7 protein-coding genes are annotated in these 18,906 nt (G+C 73.1%); 2 read left to right on the top strand and 5 right to left on the bottom strand.

Going from position 1 to position 18,906, the window contains the following annotated elements; translation table 11 throughout:
* Positions 1-102 precede the first annotated feature (102 nt).
* On the bottom strand, positions 103-657 hold the full coding sequence (locus AMK24_RS26700; RefSeq protein ID WP_073771466.1) for a hypothetical protein: 555 nt from the start codon (positions 655-657) through the stop codon (positions 103-105).
* A gap of 475 nt (positions 658-1,132) precedes the next feature.
* On the opposite strand from AMK24_RS26700, the gene AMK24_RS26690 reads away from it, so the two are divergent.
* Positions 1,133-1,980 (top strand): IS5 family transposase gene (locus tag AMK24_RS26690; protein WP_392291321.1). Its coding sequence is split into 2 segments (ribosomal slippage): positions 1,133-1,496 and positions 1,496-1,980, totalling 849 coding nucleotides; the frame shifts between segments, so codons are not numbered across the junction.
* 165 nt (positions 1,981-2,145) lie between these two features.
* The gene (locus AMK24_RS26685) at positions 2,146-3,249 is read left to right on the top strand and encodes an alpha/beta hydrolase-fold protein (RefSeq protein ID WP_073771441.1); all 1,104 of its coding nucleotides are present in this window, start codon (positions 2,146-2,148) and stop codon (positions 3,247-3,249) included.
* 66 nt (positions 3,250-3,315) lie between these two features.
* Here AMK24_RS26685 and AMK24_RS26680 read toward each other — a convergent pair whose 3' ends face one another.
* The 4 genes from AMK24_RS26680 to AMK24_RS26665 are packed head-to-tail and all read right to left on the bottom strand — an operon-like array spanning position 3,316 to position 18,884.
* Positions 3,316-5,016, bottom strand: coding sequence for an ABC transporter ATP-binding protein (locus AMK24_RS26680; protein ID WP_073771440.1), 1,701 nt, complete (start codon positions 5,014-5,016; stop codon positions 3,316-3,318).
* Between the two features lie 4 nt (positions 5,017-5,020).
* On the bottom strand, positions 5,021-15,937 hold the full coding sequence (locus tag AMK24_RS26675; RefSeq protein ID WP_073771439.1) for a non-ribosomal peptide synthetase: 10,917 nt from the start codon (positions 15,935-15,937) through the stop codon (positions 5,021-5,023).
* A gap of 54 nt (positions 15,938-15,991) precedes the next feature.
* Positions 15,992-17,785: an ABC transporter ATP-binding protein gene (locus AMK24_RS26670; RefSeq protein WP_073771438.1), complete on the bottom strand. Its 1,794-nt coding sequence runs from the start codon at positions 17,783-17,785 to the stop codon at positions 15,992-15,994.
* A gap of 46 nt (positions 17,786-17,831) precedes the next feature.
* Complete coding sequence (locus AMK24_RS26665) at positions 17,832-18,884, bottom strand: iron-siderophore ABC transporter substrate-binding protein (RefSeq protein ID WP_073771437.1); 1,053 nt, start codon at positions 18,882-18,884, stop codon at positions 17,832-17,834.
* Between the last annotated feature and the right edge of the window lie 22 nt (positions 18,885-18,906).

The raw sequence follows: 18,906 nt of genomic DNA, 5'->3' as shown, positions 1-18,906 counted from the left end.
AGGGTCCATGCTTTGACCTGCAGCCACCGTATGATCTTCTGTCTTCACACCCTGGTGATCGCCGAGGGCCGTACCTGTTCCCCGATTAGCCTGCCAACACGGTCATGGCCTGCGGACGAAGTGAGGCCCGGCCCAACCGGTGGCCGCCACTACCTCCCGCGCGATGTCAGTGACGAGCCGTCCGTCCGTCGCCACTCGCACGGTCTGTGCGGGGGCCCGCTGGTCCAGAAGCCGTGCCTTGCGGATACTTCCTGCCAGTTCGTGTTCTAGCCCTGAGCCGAGTTCTCGGCCCACCAGTCGCTCGCGGGCGGTGGCGTCGGAGGCGGTGAGCAGGACTCGTATGATCCCCGCTCCGGCCCCCATGGCACGCTCGAACATGCCCGTCGCTTCCGGCAGCACGCTCATGGTGTTCGTATAGATCAGGCGTCGGTAGCCGCGCTGTGCGAAGTTCGCCCACACGGCAGTCAGGTTGCTCTCGGTGATCTCCGCGCGGTGAGGGTCTCCTTCTGGTGCCGGATGTACCTGCCCCATGAAGTCGCCGTCGACGATCGCGTGAGCGACTGCCTCGGAGCGCAGCAGCGCGGAAACCTCCCACCCCACCGTCGTCTTGCCGACACCAGCTCGTCCTCCGATGAGCAGTACTTCTGCGTGATCCATAGGGGCAGAGTGCCAGCGGGCGACCATCGCACGCGATCCGATATCGATCCGGCCGCCCGATTCCAGCCCCGCACCCAAGATCACGATCTGCGGCTGGAGTACTAAAGGTTGTTGCAGAACTGGACGAACGCTGATTACCCGCCATGATCCGAGTCCTCACGAGCGTCGGTTCGCCCGCTTTCGCGGGTGCTCGTGACGCTGGCGGTGAAGTGCTCCGCGGTCTCTGCTCTCCTTCTGCAACAACCTTTAGGGCGTGTTGCGAAAGTAGCGCCGTCCGCCCGGAGGGCGGGTTCGGCGGCGTCCGGTGCGTGCGACCGCAAGGCGGAGGGCCGCCCCGATACCGGATGTATCGGGGCGGCCCCGACAACGCGGCGAGCGTGCGTGCCGGGCGTCGCCGAACAGGCGGGACTTTCGAAACCCGCCCTAGGAGTCGTCTTCAAAGGTGGGCGAGTGATGAGGGATCATGCTTGCCGTGGTGCGTCGCCATGAGCTTTCGGATGCCGAGTGGGCTGTGCTGTCGCGGTTGCTGCCGAGTTCAGGGACCGCGGGGCGTCCTCGTTCGGACGACCGGGTGGTGCTGAACGGGATCGTGTGGGAGCTGCGGACCGGATCGGCCTGGCGCGATGTGCCGGAACGGTACGGCTCCTGGCAGACCCTGTACACGCGTTTTCACAGGTGGGCCCTGGATGGCACCTTCTCCCGCACGCTGCGGGCCCTTCGGGCGGAGAAGGACGCGGCCGGGAACATCCAGTGGCTGATATCGGTCGACTCCACCATCGTGCGGGCCCATCAGCACGCCGCCGGCGGCAAAAGGGGGTGGTCGACCGGGACGAAGCGGGTGATCACGCCCTCGGTCGATCCCGCGGCGGACTGAGCACGAAAGTCCACCTGGCCTGCGACGGACTCGGGCGCCCTCTCGGTTTCGTGCTGTCGGGCGGTAATGCCAACGACCGCACCCGCTTCGAGCAGGTGATGGGCTCGATCAGCGTGCCCCGGGTCGGGCCCGGCCGTCCGCGGACCCGGCCCGACCATGTGATCGCGGACAAGGGCTACAGCTCTCGAAAGATTCGTTCCTACCTGCGCAGGCGTGGCGTCGGGCACACGATCCCCGAACGCTCCGATCAGATCCTCGGCCGGCTGAACCGTGGCACGCGCGACGGTCGGCCACCCTGCTTCGACCGAGGCGTCTACCGTCGCCGCAACGTCGTCGAGCGCTGTTTCAACCGCCTCAAGCAGTGGCGCGGGCCGGCCACTCGCTACGACAAGACCCGCGAGTCCTACCTGGCCGCCGTCACCATCGCCTCACCCCTGCTCTGGATCTGACCTTTGAAGACGATCCCCAGGGCTGACAGCCGCGGTTCCCCGTGCGCCCTCGGCTCCTCTCCCGCCGGGGCGCACTCTCCCGATCACCCGTCAGGGCCTATGGGTTAGGCTCCCCTTACACGGCGGGGGACCAGCCGCCCCCTCCTCTCTCGCAAGGAGACGCCCATGGGGCCGGTGATCGAGCGGGCCGGCGGCGACGCCCCCTTCGCCGCGTTCGGACTGCGGGGCCTCCCCGGCACCGAAGCGTTCTGGGAGGCGGCGCGAACGCCCGCTTCGGCGCCCGCGGACGGCGGTTGGCGGACCCTCTTCCTGTGGCGCGGCTCCGGGGCCGTGCTCGACTTCGAGAGCTGGTCGCCGCCCGTGCCGCTGCGGCGCTGGCGGGACACGGACTGCTGGTACGCGGAAGTGTCCATGCCCGCGCGGCTGCGGGTGACGTACCGCTTCCTCGCGGAGGGCGCGGCCCACGCCGATCCGTTCAACCCGGTGGGCGCCGGGGCCGACCGGTCCATCGCCGCGACACCGGACGCCCCGCCCCAGCCGCACTGGCCCGCGCTCGGCCCGGACGACGTGCCGCCCCTCCCCCGGACCCGGATCCGCTGGAGCAGCGACCGGCTCGGCGGGCGGCGTACCGTGCGCGTCCATCCGGCGGGCGGCGGCGGCCCGGTGGTGCTGCTGCTCGACGGGGACGACTGGCTGTACCTGCATCCGGCCGTGACCGCCTTCGACGCGGCCGTGGCCGCCGGGGATCTGCCCCCGGTCACCCTCGTGTTCCTCCCGGCCAAGGACCGGGAGGCCGAGTTCGTCTGCCGTCCCGAGCTGTGGGAAGCCGTCCGGGACGAACTGCTGCCCCTGGTGGCCGAGTCGGGGGTGGCGGCGGAGCCGGACCGGCTGGTGGTCGCCGGCCAGAGTCTGGGCGGGCTGAGCGCGCTGTACGCCGCGCTGGAGTTCCCGGGGCTGGTGTCCGGGGTCGCCTGCCAGTCGGGGTCCTTCTGGTGGGCGCCCGGGGCCGGTGACCTGCCGGACCCGCTGGGCGGGCCGGCCGGCGGCGTCCTGGCGGAGCGGTTGCGGCGGGGCGCCGATCTGTCGGGGGTACGGTGCGCGTTCGACGTGGGCGAGCACGAGGCCGCGATGCTGCCGCACTGCGAGGCGGTCGAGGCGCTGACCGAGCGGGCCGGCGCCGCGGTGCGGGTGTCGCGTTCGGCTTCGGACCACGACCGGGCGGGCTGGCGGCACGCCCTGCTCCGGGACGTCGCCTGGGTCCTCGGCTGAGCCGAGGGGCTTTGGGGGGCGGTTCCGGCGATGCCCCGGTGGGCGTCCCGGGAACCGCCCGCCCGGTCATCTCGCCACGGCCCGGCAGTACGCCGCGTCGCCGGCGAGAAGGTTGCGGTGGGTGTCCTCGGCGGTGACGACGCCCCCGTCCAGGACGAGCACCCGGTCGGCGGCGTCCAGGAGCGCCGGGCTGCTGGTGATCACCAGCGTCGTCCGGCCCCTGCGCAGTTTCGCGACGTTGCGCGCGATGAGCTGCTCGGTGACGGCGTCGACGGCCGTCGTCGGGTCGTGCAGCACCAGCATCTCGCTGTCGGCGGCCAACGCGCGGGCCAGCGAAAGCCGTTGCCGCTGCCCGCCGGAGAGGTTGGCTCCCCGGTCGCGGACCGGGTGGTCGAGCCCTTCGCGGTGGAGGGCGACGACGTCGGTGAGCAGGGACGCCTCGACGGCCGCCTCCACCGACCGCCCGCTGCCCGACGGGTCGATGTTCGTCCGCAGGGTGCCGGCGAAGACCTCCCCGTCGTACGGGTTCACCAGCAGGTGTTCGCGGACCGCCTCGACCGACAGGTCGCCGATCTCCCGGCCGCCGATCCGCACCGCTCCCCCGTACGTCCCGGGAGCGGCGTTCACCGCGAGGACCGAGGCCAGGTCGGCGGCGGCGCGGGGCTGGTAGGAGGCGATCGCCACGAACTCGCCGGCCGCCACGGTGAACGTGACCCCCTGGAGCGTTCCGTGGCGGACGTCCTCGACCTCCAGCGCGCCGCCGGGCCCGGGGCGTTCGGTACCGGGCGTCGCCACGGGGGGCGCGCCTAGGACCAGCGCCATGCGCTCGGCCGAGGCGCGGGCGATCATGACGTACTTGGGCATCTCGGAGAACAGCTTGAGCGGTTCCATGATGAACTGCGCGAGACCCACGGCCATGACGAGCTCTCCGACGGTGATCCGCCCCTCGAACGCCAGCCAGCCCGCGGTCAGGGAGACGGCCGCGGCGAGGACCGCGTTCAGGGCCAGCGCGGTCCCCGCGTAGGCGCCGTTCACCCGGGCGACGGTGATCGCCTGGCGCTTCGCGTCCGTGCTGACCTCGCGGTAGGAGCCGAAGGCCGCGTGGTTGCCGCCGAACCCGTGCAGGGGGCGCAGGCCGATGATGAGGTCGGCGACCTTGGCGCCCGCCCGGGCCACCCGGGCCTGCTGCTCCTGCGTACTGGCCCCGATCCGCCGGGACATCACGGCGAGGACCGACAGGATCGCGACGGTCCCGGCGATCACCAGCAGGCCGAGTCTCAGGTCGGCGAGGCTCAGCGCGACCGCCGCCACCACGACGGCGACCAGGGAGCTGATCAGCAGCGGCACCACCTCGATGATGTCGGCGGTCTGGTCGGCGTCCTCGGTGGCGATGGTCAGGATCTCACCGGACTTGAGGTCCACGTCCCGGGCCACCGGCTGGAGTCCGCAGGCGGCGACCCGGACCCTCCAGCGGTGGGCCTCGGTGGTGTTGGCCTTCTGGAGCACGCGCATGCCGAACCGCCACGACAGGGACACCGTCGTGATGATCACGGCCAGCGCGCCGATCGAGACGCCGAGCGAGCCGAGGCCGCGGTCCCGCATCGTGTGCTCGACGATGAGCCCGAGGGCGATGGGGAACGCGGTCTCCGCCGCCTGGTACAGGCCCATGAGGACGGTGCCCGCGGCCATGGCTCCGACGTTGCGGCGCAGGGCCGTCCGCAGGATGGCGGCCCCGGGGCGGGGCCGCTGGGTATCGGGGTTCTTCATCGGTTCAGGAGTTCTCATCGAGGTGGCGGGCCAGTGCTTCCGGTGTTCGCAGGGTGAACAGGTCGCGGACGGTGATGACAGGACCGTACTCGCGGCGGAGCAGTCCGATCAGCCGGACCGCCAGCATGGAGTGGCCGCCGAGGGCGACGAAGTCGCCGACCGCGCTGACCTCGTCGTCGTCCAGGTCCAGCGCCTCGGCGAAGAACTCGCAGACCGTCCTCTCGGTCTCGGTCCGCGGTCCGCGCTCGCCCGCCGTGGTCAGCGCGCCGAGCGGCCTGGCCTCGGGCAGCGCCTTGGTGTCGGCCTTCCCGTTGACGGTGAGCGGGATGCCGTCCACCCGGGCGTAGTGCGTGGGCCGCATGAAGTCCGGCAGCCCGGCGCCGGCCTCGGCCGCGACCTGGCCGAGGTCGGCGGAGTCGGCCAGGACCAGATAGGCGGCCAGCCGGTACGCCCCGTCGACCCCCGGGTCGGGCTGGGCGACGGCGGCGGCGAGGCGGACCGCCGGGTGGGCCGCGAACACGGCCTCGACCTCGCCGAGTTCGACCCGGTGGCCGCGGATCTTGACCTGCTGGTCGGTGCGGCCCAGGTAAGCGATGTTCCCGTCGGGGCGGCGGACCACCAGGTCGCCGGTGCGGTACATGCGCTCTCCGGGCGCGCCGAAGGGGCAGGCGACGAAACGGTGGGCGGTCTGGGCGCTCCGGCCGAGGTAGCCGCGCGCGATCCCGACGCCCGCCACGTACAGCTCGCCGGGAACCCCGTCGGGCAGCGGGCGCAGCCAGGGGTCGAGGACGTACACCTCGGTGTTGTCGATGGCCACGCCGACCACCGGGTCCTGGCACTCGAAGGTGCCGACGCCGAGGGTGTTGATGGTGTATTCGGTAGGTCCGTACAGGTTGTAGCCGACCGTTCCCCCGGTCTCCGCGAGCCGCTGCCACAGCGTCGGGGTGACGGCCTCGCCGCCCAGCAGCACGAGTGCGGGCCGCCGTTCGGGGTCCTCCAGCAGGCCTTCGGCCACCAGTTGTTGGGCGTAGGTGGGCGTCACGTTGACGACGTCGATGCCGTGCCGGGCGCAGTAGGCGACGAGTCGGGGGGCGTCACGGCGCAACTCCTCGTCGCAGATGTGGACCTCATGGCCGTCCGCGAGCCACAGCAGCTCCTCCCACGACATGTCGAACGCGAACGAGACGGTGTGCGCGATCCGGAAGGTCCGGTGGCCGTGCTCGGCGAGGACCGGCGCGAAGATGCGTCGCTGATGGTTGATCAGCATGTTGGTGAGACCGGCGTATTCGGTCACCACGCCCTTGGGCTTCCCGGTCGATCCGGAGGTGTAGATGGTGTACGCGGGGTGGCGCAGCCGGTCCGGGTCGTCCGGGGCGAACGTGGTGTACGGCTCCGCCCGCGGCAACGGGCGGTCCAGCTCGATCAGTTCACCGCTCAGCCGGGGCGCGACCGCGCTCACGGTGAGGATCACCTCCGGCCGGGCGTCCTCGACGATCGCGGCGATCCGCTCGTCGGGGTGGTCCAGTTCCAGCGGCACGTAGGCGGCTCCGACGCGCAGGACCGCGAACAGAGCGGCGATCCAGTCGAGGGAGCGCGGGATCGCCAGCCCCACCGTGGTCTCGGGCCCGATGCCGCGGGCGGCCAGGACGCCCGCCACGGCCCGGCTGCGGTCGCGGAGTTCGGCGAAGGTCAGGGTGGCGCCGTCCGCGACGAGGGCGGTCCGGTCGGGGTGGCGGCCCGCCGCGAGGTCGAACCGGTCGACGACGGTGTCGGTGCCGATCCCGGTGCGTACGGCGAGTTCGGGGGCCGGCGCCAGGCCGGGGAGCGCGCCCACCGGGCCGGCGGCGGTGGCCAGGTCCTCAAGGACGCGCAGGTAGTCGTCCAGCAGGCGGCGGGCGTGGTCGGCGTCGCCGTGGCGGTGCTCCAGCTTGACGGTCAGCCGGTCGCCGGGCGTGACGACCCAGGTGTACGGGTAGTGCGTGGAGTCGTCCGCCTGTACGGAGGTGATGCCGTGGCGGGCGTTCATCTCGGCGAAGGCGTCCGGGTCCAGGAAGTTCTGGAGGACGAACAGGTTGTCGAAGAGGGTGTCGTGTCCTGCGGCGCGCTGGATCTCGCCGAGCCCGAGGTGCTCGTGCTCCATGGCGGCCACCCGCGCCTCCTGCACGGACGACAGGTAGGCGTCGACGGTGTCGTCGGGGCGGGCGCGCGTCCACATCGGGACCGTGTTGAGCAGGACGCCGACGATGCCGCCGTGCCCGTCGCCCTCGCGGCCGGAGACGGTGACGCCGAAGACGGCGTCGGAGCGTCCGGTGCGGGCTCCGAGGAGGAGGCCGAAGGCGCCGGTCAGCACCGAGTTCAGGGTGACGCCCCGGGTCCGGGCCGTCTCGCGCAGCAGGTGGGACAGGTCGGCCGGGAACGTGCGCGTGAGCGGCTGCGGCAGCTCCTCCCGCAGGACGGGGGCCGGCCCGGCGAGCAGGGTCGGCCCCGGCAGGCCCGCCAGGTGGTCGGCCCAGAAGCGCTCGGAAGCGGCCGGGTCCTTGGCGGCGAGGGCCCGGGCGTACTCCTCGAAGCCGGGCACGGCCGGTGAGGCGTCCCACGGCCGGCCCGCCACGACGGCCTCGTAGGCGTCGAACAGGTCGCGCAGCAGGATCTCGCGCGACCAGCCGTCCCAGAGCAGGAGGTGGTAGCTGAGCAGCAGGCCGTCGCCGCCTTCGAGGCCGCGCACCACGGTCATCCGCACCAGGGGCGGCTCCCCCGGGTCGAATCCGCGCTCGCGGTCCTCGGTGCGCAGGGCCTCCGCCTCGGCCCGGGTCCTCAGGTGGACGGTGCGGACGGCGACGCGGCGGCCGGCCCTGAGGTGCTGGACCGGGTTGCCGTCGTCGTCGGTGGTGAAGCCCGCGCCGACGACGGGGTGTCGGGAGATCACCCGGGCCATCGCCTCGGACAGGGCGTCGGCGTCCAGGGGCCGGTCGAAGGCGAAGTAGCTCTGGGCGACGTAGTGCCCGGCCGCGCCCGCCAGTTGGGACTGGAAGTACAGGCCCCGCTGGAGCGGGGTGACCGGCGCCGTGCGCTCCGCCGTCGCGGACGCGTCCGCGATCTGCTCCAGGGCGGCCAGCCAGTGTCCGGTGATCGCGTCGGGAACGCCTTCGGCGAGGGTGAAGCCGGCGTGGAGGCGGCCGGTGGCCTCGTCGGTCCAGGCGTTGACCTCGACGGCGTACGGGCTGCTCGCCGGGGTCGCGCCGGTGATCCGCAGGGCCTCGGACTCGCTGCCCCGGCCGAGGTAGTTGAACAGGATCTGCGGCCGGGCGGTCAGCAGCGGGGCCGTCTGCGGGTTGAGGTACCGCAGCCGTCCGTAGGCGGCGTGCCCGCTCTCGTCCGGCTGGCGTTCGGCGACCTCGCGCGCCGCCGCGACGGGGTCGGTGTGGGCGGCCAGGCGCACGGGGGCGATGGAGGTGAACCAGCCGACGGTACGGGAGTAGTCGTGGTGCTCCGCCACCGGGGTCCGGCCGTGCCGCTCCAGCTCGACGGCGAGGTCGGTGGGCGTGGCCTGGACGCGCGTCAACGCGGTGCGCAGGGCGCCGCACAGCAGCTCGGTGAGGCCGATGCCGAGCGCCCCGGGGGCGGTGCGGGTGACCTGGTCGCTCACGCCGGGCGCCAGGGCGACGGTGGTCTCCCTGAGTCCCCGGACGGCGGGCAGGAGGGCCGGGGCCCGGAGCGTGGCGATCCAGTGGCCGAGGTCGTCGGCCCGTTCGGCGGACCGTACGGCGAGCGCTTCGGCGTACGCCGCGTAGGAGGTGGTCGGCGGGGGTAGCGCGGCTCCGTCCAGGGCGGTGGCCAGGTCGTCGAGGAGGACGAGCCAGGACACCGCGTCCACGGCGAGGTGGTGGACGGTGACGACCAGGGTGCGGCTCGCCGCGAGCCAGGAGAACGCGATGACCTCCCCGGCCTCCGGGTCGAGGCGGCGGGCCGCGCCGTTCGCGGCGGCCTCGGCGTCGCCGGTGTGCTCGGGCAGGACGACGGCCGCGCGGGGCGGTTCGGTGCGCAGGGACCACACGCCGTGCTCGACGTGCAGGCGCAGTCTCAGGACCGGGTGTGCGGCCACGACGGCGTCGGCCGCGCGCCGGATGTCCGCGAGACCGGCGCCTTCCGGGACCGGCACCGCTCTGGCCTGGGCGAATCCGGCGAGCGGCGCGCCCAGCTCCCGCTGGCGCAGGATGATCGGCGTGGGCGGCAGCGGGCCGTCCTCGCGGCGGGTGGACGGCGGGGAGGCCGCCTGCGGGGCGCAGGTGGCGAGGTGGTCGGCGAGGGCGCGCGGCGTCCGGAACAGGAACACGTCCCGGGGCGCGATCGGCAGGCCGAGCGCCCGCGCGCGGTTGATCACGGTGATGGCGACGATGCTGTCGCCGCCCGCGCCGAAGAAGTCCGTGTCGGCGTCGACGGCCGCGCCGGGCAGAGCCTCGGCGAAGACGCCGGTCAGCGCGGTGAGCGCCGAGCCGCCGGCGTCGTCCGGCGCGGTCTGCGGGGGCGGGGCGTCCTGTCGGGCCGCCCGCTCGGCGAGGGCCTTGCGGTCCAGCTTGCCGTTGACGGTCAGCGGCAGCGCCTCGACGGGCAGCACGCGGGCCGGCACCATGTGGGCGGGCAGTCTGGCGGCGAGCCGGGCGGTGAGGTCGGCGGGCGGGTCGCCGACGACGTGGGCGACGAGGTGGTCGCCGCCGTCCGCCACGGTGACCGCCGCGTCGACGACGCCGTCCACCTCCCGCACCGCGTTCTCGACCTCGCCCGGTTCGATGCGGAACCCCTTGAGCTGCACCTGGTCGTCGGCGCGGCCGGCGAACTCCAGGTCGCCGTCCAGGGTCCGGCGGGCGAGGTCTCCGGTGTGGTACATGCGGGAGCCGTCCGCCGCGAAGGGGTTCGCGACGAAGCGCCCGGCGGTGAGGCCGGGGCGGCCCAGGTAGCCGAGGGCCAGTTGGTCGCCCGCGACGTAGACGGCGCCCACCCGGCCCGGCGGCGCCGGCCGCAGCCGGTCGTCGAGCACATGGACGGTCAGGCCGGGGATCGGTCCGCCGATGGGGCTGGCGTCGTCGTCCCGGGCGAAGTCCTCCTCCGTCAGCACCCGGTGGGTGACGTGCACGGTGGTCTCGGTGATGCCGTACATGTTGACCAGCTCGGGCGAGGCCGTCCCGTGCCGCTCCACCCAGCCGCGCAGCCGGCCCGGGTCGAGCGCCTCGCCGCCGAAGACGATGCGGCGCAGCGTCGTGACCGGCTGCTCGGCGTGCAGGTCGGCCTCGGCGAACCGGTGGAAGGCGGACGGGGTCTGGTTGAGCACGGTCACGCCGTGCTCCCGGAGCAGCCGGTGGAAGTCGACCGGTGAACGGGTCAGCCCGTACTCCGGCACCAGCAGTTCGCCGCCGTGCGCGAGCGCGCCCCACAGCTCCCAGACCGCGAAGTCGAAGGAGAAGGAGTGGAACTGGACCCAGACGTCGTCCGGGCCGAACTCCATGTCCGCCCGGGTGTTGGCGAGGAGCGTCGTCACCGCGGAGTGCGGGACGAGGACGCCCTTGGGCCGGCCGGTGGAACCGGAGGTGTAGATGACGTACGCCGGATCCCCGGGGCGGGCGGCGGGCGGCTCTTCGCCCACCGGATGTTCGGCGGGCGGGGTTTCCTCGCCCTGAACGAGGATCCGGGCCGTCACGCCCGACCGGTCCAGCAGCCGGGTGAAGCGGTCCCGCTGCTCCCGGTCCACGAGGACGGCCTGCGGGGCGGCGTCGGCGAGGATGTACTCCAGCCGTTCGTCCGGATAGGCCGTGTCCAGGGGTACGTACGCGCCTCCGGCGGCGACGACGGCGACCAGGGCGACGACCTGTTCCACGGAGCGCGGCACGGCGACGGCGACCCGTTGCCCGGGGCGGACCCCCGTGGCGCGCAGCGTCGCGGCCAGCGCGTCCTTCGCGGCGGCCAGTTCGCCGTAGGTGAGGGAGCGCTCGCCGCCGTCCAGTGCGCACTGGGTGACGGCGGTGGCGGCCGGGTCGCGGCGGACGGCCGCGTCGAACAGCTCGCCGAGAGTGGTCGGTTCCCGGCGTGCCGGGAGCCTGCCGGGCGTTTGGACCAGGGCGTCGACCTGCTCGTCCGGGCGGTCGAGCAGGTCGGTGAGCGCCCGGGTGAAGGTGTGCAGGATCGCCTCGGCGCTCGTGGGGCGCAGGAGTTCGCCGTCGTAGATCAGCTGGAACCGCGACCGGCCGCCCGGGACGCGTTCGACGACGAGGGTCAACGGGTAGTGCGGAGCACCCTCGTTGACGATGCCGGTGATGACGAGGGTGTGGTCGGGTCCGCGCAGCGCGGCCACGTCGGTCGGGACGTCGAACACGACGAGGGTGTCGAACAGGGAGCCCGCCCCGCTCAGTCGCCCGATCCGCGCCAGGGAGACGTGCTGGTGGGCCAGGACCGCTCCCTGGTGGAGCCTCACGGCGTCGAGCAGGTCGGCGGCCGTGTCGGTTGCGGACCAACGGGCGCGTACCGGAATGGTGTTGATGAAGAGGCCCACCAGGTCGCGGATGCCGGGAACCTCGGCGTCACGCCCGGAGACGGTGGAGCCGAAGACGACGTCCCTGCCGCCCAGGAGACCGCCCAGGGTCACCGCCCACGCGCTGTGCACGGCCACGCTCAGGGAGACCCCGGCCGAGCGGGCGGCGGACTCGACGTCGTCGGTGAAGTCGGCCGAGACGTCCGCGAACCGTCCGGAGGGGGTGTGGCCTTCGGCCACCAGGGAGGGGCCGGGCAGGGCGGCCAGCTCCTCACGCCACACCCGGTCGCTCTCTTCCCGGTCCCGCCCGGCGAGCCACTCCACGTAGTCGCGGTAGCCGCCGAGGGGGTGGACCGATCCGGGGGCGTGGTACTCGGCCAGCAGCGCACGGAGCATCGGCGGCACCGACCAGCCGTCCGCGATGATGTGGTGCACGGTCTGCACCAGGGTCGTACGGCCCGCGCCGGCGCGGACGAGCGTGAAGCGCATGAGGGGCCCGGCGGCGAGGTCGAAGCCGGCCCTGCGGTCCTGCTCGGCGAGGTCGCGGAGCTCCTCGTCGGTGAGTCCGGGGCGGTCCAGCACGGTGAAGGCCGGGCGGGCGCCCGTCTCGACGACGGAGACGACCCGGCCGTCGGCGAGGGCGGTGAAGCGGGCGGCGAGGTTGGGGTGGAGCGTGAGGAGCCGGGCGGCGGCCGTCTCCAGCCGGTCGGCGTCCACCTCTCCGTCCAGGCTCAGCAGTTGCTGTTCGACGTAGGCGCCGGTGGCCTCGCCGTCGAAGACGGAGTGGAAGTAGAGCCCCTCCTGGAGCGGGGTGAGCGGCAGGATGTCGTACAGCGCGGGGCTGTCCAGGGCGTCGACGTCGGCCTGCGTCAGCGGCACCAGCGGGAAGGCGCCGGGTGTGTGGCCGCCGCCGTCGAGCGCGGCGAGCGCGGTGAGGGTGGAGTGGAAGTGGTCGCAGAGGGCGGTGATGTCCTCCTCGGTGAACACGCCCTCGGGCCACGAGAGGGTGGTGACCAGTTGGTAGGAGCCGTTCGGGCCGGCTTCGGCGACGGCGTTGAACTCCAGGGCCCGCGGCAGTCGCATCCTCGGGTCGCGCTTCTCGCCCAACTGCCCTACGTCCGAGGCGTGTTGCCAGTCACCATCGGATCCCGCACCGAATCGGCCGAGGTAGTTGAAGAGCACCTGCGGTGCGGGGCCGGCCGGCAGGTCGCCGCCGAGGTGGCGCAGGACGCCGTAGGAGAGGCCGTTGGCCGGCACCCGGGCGAGGTCTTCCTTGACGGCCTTGAGGGCGGTGACGAGGTAGTCGGGGTCGGTGAGGTCCGGGGCCGCGCCGGGGTCCACGGTGACCGGGAAGAGGGTGGTGAACCAGCCGACGGTGCGCGAGAGTTCGGGCTCGAATCCGGCCGCCTCCGCGATGAAGCGGCCCTCCCGGCCGTGGCCTTCCAGTTCTATGCGGGCGAACGTCTGGTCCTGTCCCCGGTCGCGGCGCCACCGGGCGAGGGCGACGGCCAGTGCGGTCAGCAGGACGTCGTTGACGCCCGCGTGGAAGGCGGCGGGGATCTCGCCGAGCAGTGCGGCCGTGGGCGCCGGTTCGAGGGAGACGGTGCGGGTCCGTTCCCGTTCCACGGTGTCGGCGTCGGTGAGGGCGCGCCTGCCGAGCGGCGCGTCGGGGGCGGGCGGCGGGGCGGTGTAGTACATGCGGTGCGCGTCGAACGGGGTGCGTTCCAGGAGCTGGGTCCAGCGGCGGAACGAGGTGCCCACCGGGGGCAGTTCGACGGGTTCTCCGATGGTGTGCCGGTGCCAGGCCGTGGCCAGGTCGTCCATCAGGACACGCCAGGACACACCGTCGATCACCACGTGGTGGGCGACCAGGACGAGCCGGCGTGCCGCGCGGCGCCAGACGGCGCGCAGCATGACGCCGCTGTCCGGGTCGAGTGCTCGGGTGGCGCGGGCGACGCATTCCTCCAGGGGGGCGTCGCTCTCTTCCCAGCAGCGGGGGGCCGTTGAGGCTTCGGGGACGTCGAAGCCCCAGTGTTCGCCGCGTACGAGCCTGGCCCGGAGCATGTCGTGGCGGGCGAGCACGGCGGTGAGCAGGGTGTCGAGCGCTTCGGCGGTCAGCTCGGCCGGGGTGGTGAGGACGACCGACTGGACGAAGCCGTCGACGGCGTCGGTGGTCTCGCCGAGCCACCGCAGGATGGGCGACCCCGTGACGGCGCCGGTGGCGACGTCCCCGTGGTCCACGGCGGCGGACTCCCGGCTCGCCACCGCCGCCAGCGCCCCGACGACGGTGTGGGCGAAGATCTGTCGGGCCGTCACGTGGAGGCCGGCGTCGCGCAGGGCGGCGAGCAGGGAGATCGCGAGGATGCTGTCGCCGCCGAGCTGGAAGAAGTCCTGGTCCGTGCCGACCGCGTCCAGGCGCAGCACCGAGGCGACGGCCTCGCAGACCAGGCGCTCGTTCTCGGTGGCGGGCGCGACGAGGGCGCCGGCGTAGACGAGGGGCTCCGGCAGCGCCCTCCGGTCGATCTTGCCGTTGGCGGTGAGCGGGAACTCCGCCAGGACGACGAGGCGGGCGGGCACCATGTACTCGACGAGGTGGGCGGCGGCCCACGCCTTGACCTCGTCCGCGCTCAGGTCCTGGTGGTCGCCGGCGGGGATGACGTAGCCGACCAGGTAGGTGCCGCCCGCGGTGTTCTTCTTCGCGACGACGCAGGTGTGCCGGACGCCGGGGTGTTCGGCGAGAGCGGCCTCGACGTCCTCGATCTCCAGCCGCATGCCGCGGATCTTGACCTGGTTGTCGGCGCGGCCGAGGAAGTCCAGTGACCCGTCGGGGGCGTACCGTGCCAGGTCGCCGGTGCGGTAGAGCCGGGATCCGTCCGAGGCGAAGGGGTTGGCGACGAAGCGGGAGGCGGTGAGACCGGGCGCGCTCGCGTAGCCGCGCCCCAGCAGGAGCCCCCCGACGTACAGTTCACCGCCGACGCCGACCGGGACGGGGCGCAGTTCCTCGTCGAGGACGTAGAGCTGGGTGTTGGGGTTGGCCTTGCCGATCGAGGTGGACAGGCGCTCGGCGGCTCCGCGGTAGATGACGTGGGAGACGCCGATGGTCGTCTCGGCGGGGCCGTAGCCGTGGTAGAGGGGGATGTCGAGGCGGTCGCGGAACCGCTCGTACAGCTCGGGGGTGAGGACCTCGCCGCCGCACCAGACGTGGCGCAGGCTGTCCAGGCGGCCGGAGTCGCCGGCGATCTCCAGGAGGACGTCCAGCATGGACGAGACCAGGTAGGTGAAGGTGACGCCCTGTTCGGCGATCACGCCGAGCAGGTGGTGCGGGTCGCGTTCGCCTCCGGGCCGCAGGACCACGAGCCGCCCGCCGGTGACCAGCGGCAGGAAGATCTCGTTGACGGAGATGTCGAAGGAGAGCGGGGCCTTGAAGAGGGAGGCGTCGTCGGGGCCGAAGTGGAGGATCTCGCCGGACTGCCAGAGCAGGCGCTCGCTGATCGCCTCGTGCCGGATCATGGCCCCCTTGGGGCGTCCGGTGGAGCCGGAGGTGAAGATCACGTAGGCCAGGGCGTCGCCGGAGAGGGCGGCCTCGGGTGCGTCCGCCGGGTGGGCGCCGTACTTCCAGTCGCCGAGGTCCACGGCGACGGCGTCCGGTTCCCCGGCGTCGGCCTTGCCGGTGGAGTTGAGCTGGAGCACGATTCGGGCGTCCTCGACGACGGTGGCCCGGCGGCCTGCGGGCCACTGGGGGTCGAGGGGGACGAACGCGCCCCGGGCCTGGAGCACGGCGAGGAGGCCGACGACCAGTTCGGCGGACCGGCCGAGCGAGATGCCGACGACCTCCTCGGGGCCGAGCCCGCGTTCGATCAGGTGGTGGGCCAGCTGCGCGGACAGCTCGGCGGTTTCGCGGTACGTCAGGGAGCGGTGCTCGTCGACGATCGCGACGGCGTCCGGCCGCAGGCGCGCCTGCTCGCGGAAGAGCTCCATGACGGTCGGGCGGAGGCGGTCGGCCCGGGTGTCGTTCCAGCGGGCCAGTTCCTCGGCCCGCTGCCGGGCGTCGGACGGGCCGATGGCGCCGAGGGGCCGGTCGGGGAAGTCGGCCAGGTCGTCCAGGGTCCGCTGCGCCTCGGCGCGGTCCACGCCGGGCGGCACGGTGATGGCGAGGGTCCGTTCGTCGATCTCCCACCCCGCGTTGGCGCCGCCGGCCGCGTGGCGAGGGGCGATGAGGTCCGGGAAGGGGGTGGTGGGGGCGAGGTCCGTGCCCTCGGGGGCCGCGCCGGCCGCCCAGTACGCGAGCCCGGCCGCGCATGCCCCGACGAGGGTCCGGTCGTCGTGGTCGCCGGTCCGCCGCCGCAGGGCGGCCAGCCGGGTGGGGGACAGCTGTATGCCAGGAGCACTCGGTTCCGCCATCGACGTCTCAGCAACCTTTCGCGGTAGGCACGTGGGCCCGCCTCCTCGGCGGGGTCACGTCTGACTTCCCTCTCGCCACGCACGCCACAGCCGGGCGTACTGTCCGCCCAGCGCGACCAGTTCGCCGTGTGTCCCCTCCTCCACCACGCGGCCCCCGTCCAGGACGGCGATGCGGTCGGCGGCCATCGCCTGGGTCAGCCGGTGGGCCACGAACAGCGTGGTGCGGCCGGAGCAGGCGGCCAGCACGGCGCGCTCCAGCTCGGCCGCGCCCTCGCTGCCGGCCTCCGCGGTCGACTCGTCGAGCACCACCACGGGCGACCGGCCGAGCACCAGCCGGGCCAGGGCCACCTGGGCGACCTTGGTGACGTCCAGGCGTTCGCCGCCCTCGCCGACCGGGGTGTCCAGTCCCTCGGGGAGCTGTGCGGCCCACTCCCCCGCGCCGACCGTGCGCAGGGCCTCCATCAGCTCGGCGTCGCTCGCGAGCGGTGCGGCGAGCCGCAGGTCGTCGGCGAGCGGGCCGGAGAAGACGTGGGTCTCCTGGGTCAGGATGCTCACCAGGGCGCGGGCTCCGGCCTCGTCCAGGGCGGCGAGGTCGTGGGCGCCGATGCGCACCGATCCGGCCTGCGGCCTGCCGATGCCCGCGATGAGCGCGGCGAGGGTGGACTTCCCCGCGCCCGTCGCGCCGACCAGGGCGAGCGAGCCGCCGGCCGGAATGGTCAGGGAGACCTCGCGCAGCACAGGTTCCTCGGCCCCGGGGTAGGTGAAGGTGAGGCCGCGTACGGTGACCGGGTGCGGTTCGACGCCGGGCGTGGCGACCGTGCCGTCGCCGACCAGCCGCTCCTCGGAGGGTTCGGAGAAGACCCCGACCAGGCGGGCCAGGCTGGCGCCCGACTTCTGCGCCTCGTCGAAGGTGAACATGATGGCGCCCAGCGGGGTGAACAGCCGGTGGAACATCAGCGGGGCGGCCGACACCTCGCCGAGGGTGGCGGCGTCCGCCTCCAGCAGGGCGTATCCGACGACCAGGATCAGGACGAGTCCGATGAACTCGGCCCGGTTCTCCCGGCCGACGAAGCGGCCGAAGAAGCGGAAGACCTCGATGCCGAGGTTGCGCACCCGCCACGACTCGCCCGTGACCTTCTCCCGTACGGCGTCCTCCAGGCGGTAGGCCCGGACCGTGTCGATGCCGTTGAGTCCGCTGATCAGGGCCTGGGCCCGGTCGGCCTGGGCGATCCGCTGCCGCCGGTACAGGGGTGCGGAGCGGGGCAGGTACCAGCGCAGCGCGAGCGCGTACGCGGGCAGGGCGCCGGCTCCCGCCAGGCCGAGCCGCCAGTCGAGGCCGAACATGCCGAGGGTCGCGATGACGACCAGGACGCCCGCCGAGAAAACGGTGGGGACGGCCGATCTGATGCCCTTGGAGATGACGGCCACGTCGTCGCCGACGCGGGAGAGCACGTCGCCGCGGCCGACCTCCTCGACGCGGGCGCTGGGCATCCCCAGCACGGCGCGAACGGCTTCCTCGCGGAGCCGGGCGAGGAGTTCGGCGCCGAGCCTGCCGATCAGGAAGGTGGAGGCGGCGGTGGCCGCCGCTCCGAGCAGGGCGGCGGCCACCATCAGCACGCCGACGGTGAGCAGGATCGAGCGCGGTTCCTCTCCGACCACGCCGTCGACGACCCGGCTGAGCAGCAGCACGGGGAGCACCTGGAGCGCGGCCCCGGCCACCGTGGTCAGGACGGTGGAGGCCGTCAGCCACGGGGTCCGGCGGCAGTGCGAGGTCACCCACCGGGCGGCCTCGCCGCCGGTGGCCGTGCGCAGGGCCGCCGGGGCGGCGGAGGTGTCGGCGGCGGTCACGCGGGGACCGCTTCTCGCCGGGGTACGGGCCGTCGGGCGGTCATCTCTACTTGGCCGACTCGACGAGTTCGTCGATCGCGTACGGCAGGGAGAGCAGGGTGCCCTGGGACATCGCCGCGCCGATCGCGGGGCCCTCGCTGTCCAGCAGGTAGGAGACCTTGCCGTTCTTGACGGCAGGGAGGTTGGCGAACAGCTCGGACTTCTTGAGCGCGTCCGTGTCGGCCTTGTCGTTGATGACGAAGATGCGGTCGACGTCGATCAGGTCGATGCGCTCGGGCGAGAGTTCGGTGGAGAAGCCGCCGTCCGCGACCTTGTCGATCTCGTCCTGGTAGGTGAAGCCGGTGCCCGTGATGAGGCGGCCGCGGACGTCGGTGGAGGCGAACGCCGAGATCGAGTCCTTGTACCAGGAGACCGCGACGGCCTTCTGCCCGCCGAACTGAGGGTTGGCCTTCTTGGCGGCCTCCAGCTTGGTCTGGATCCCCTCGACCAGTTCGGCGCCCTCCTTCTCCTTGCCGAGCGCCTTGGCGATGTGCACCGCGTTGTCCTGCCAGGGGGCGCTGAAGAGTTCCTTCTCGCCCTTGGTGCGTCCGACGGTCGGGGCGATCCTGGAGAGCTTCTCGTAGGCCGCCTTGTCGACCTCCGAGTAGACCGCGATGATCAGGTCGGGGCGCAGGGAGGCGATCTTCTCGAAGTTGGGGCCCGCGTCGCCGTTCTTCATGACGACCTCGGGGCGGGTGTCGCCCCACCGGTCCTTCACCCAGGGCCACTGGGTGTTGACGTCGGGCGTCTGTCCGGCCGGGTTGGGGTACTGGTCGACCATGCCGACCGGCTTGACGCCGAACGCCAGGACGGCCTGGTCGTCGGTGTAGCCGACGGTGACGACCCGCTTCGGGGCCTGCTTCACCTCGGTGGAGCCGAACGCGTGCTCCACGGTGACCGGGAAGGCTCCCCCGGCGGCGGCCGGTGCGTCGTCGCTCTTCTTCCCGTCCGCCGCGTCGGCGGCGCATCCCGCGAGGAGGCCGACGCCGAGGGTCGCGGCGGACACGGTCGCGGCCAGCCGCCGCCACGGCTTCGCAGACGTCGTTCGATGGAGAAGCATCCGTCAGTTCCCTTGCTTTCGC

The organism is Streptomyces sp. CB02366 (assembly GCF_001905905.1).
Lineage (GTDB): Bacteria > Actinomycetota > Actinomycetes > Streptomycetales > Streptomycetaceae > Streptomyces.
The sequence above is the reverse complement of the archived record's forward strand: the minus strand, read 5'-3'. Positions and strand labels throughout refer to the sequence as shown.

What these genes read in the sequence shown, in the direction of transcription:
- AMK24_RS26680 (WP_073771440.1), bottom strand. Translation starts at nt 5,016, where the DNA reads ATGAAGAACCCCGATACCCAGCGGCCCCGCCCCGGGGCCGCCATCCTG.
- AMK24_RS26685 (WP_073771441.1), top strand. Translation starts at nt 2,146, where the DNA reads ATGGGGCCGGTGATCGAGCGGGCCGGCGGCGACGCCCCCTTCGCCGCG.
- AMK24_RS26665 (WP_073771437.1), bottom strand. Translation starts at nt 18,884, where the DNA reads ATGCTTCTCCATCGAACGACGTCTGCGAAGCCGTGGCGGCGGCTGGCC.
- AMK24_RS26700 (WP_073771466.1), bottom strand. Translation starts at nt 657, where the DNA reads ATGGATCACGCAGAAGTACTGCTCATCGGAGGACGAGCTGGTGTCGGC.
- AMK24_RS26675 (WP_073771439.1), bottom strand. Translation starts at nt 15,937, where the DNA reads ATGGCGGAACCGAGTGCTCCTGGCATACAGCTGTCCCCCACCCGGCTG.